Source organism: Vibrio sp. 10N.222.52.B7, assembly GCF_041474275.1.
Lineage (GTDB): Bacteria > Pseudomonadota > Gammaproteobacteria > Enterobacterales > Vibrionaceae > Vibrio > Vibrio crassostreae_C.
This window is the reverse complement of the sequence record NZ_JBFRTU010000178.1, coordinates 1-501: the sequence shown is the minus strand read 5'-3', so window position 1 is coordinate 501 and position 501 is coordinate 1. Positions and strand designations below refer to the sequence as shown.

1 pseudogene is annotated in these 501 nt (G+C 40.5%); it reads right to left on the bottom strand.

Annotated features, from left to right (window positions below):
* A pseudogene (locus AB4512_RS22130) lies at positions 1-262 on the bottom strand (aerobic cobaltochelatase subunit CobS); the annotation flags it as partial.
* Between the last annotated feature and the right edge of the window lie 239 nt (positions 263-501).

The following is a 501-nucleotide window of genomic DNA, read 5'->3' as shown; positions in this document are numbered from 1 at the left end:
GCCAGTTCAATCTCGCGGCAATTTGTTCAATGTGAGAAGACTTGCCCGTCCCGTGCGTACCTTGTATCAAGGTGCGACGATTGGAAGTGAACCCCGCCAATATGGCCAGCGTCACTTCAGGATCAAAACAGTAGTTAGGATCGATTTTTGGCACATACTCTCCCGCATGTTCAAACGCCATCACCGTTAGGTTGCTGTCGATGCCAAAGCACTCTCTTACACTTACTTGTCGCGTTGGTATCAATTCCGACTCTTTCATCATTCTTCCCTCTATATAACCCATTACTTGTCGCAGCTATTGCGCTATGTCGTCGATTATTAACAGCTCAACCTAAGTTAACGGCACTTTTTGTACGAAAAACTACCAATAATGTGATCTAGTTTTATTAATTAGAATGAATTGTTCCAATTTAATATAAAAAGTTGACGCGCAAAAATTCTACTACTAAGGTGAAATTGAATTCGAAAAAGAGACAATTCATTCCGAAAAATGAAATTTTG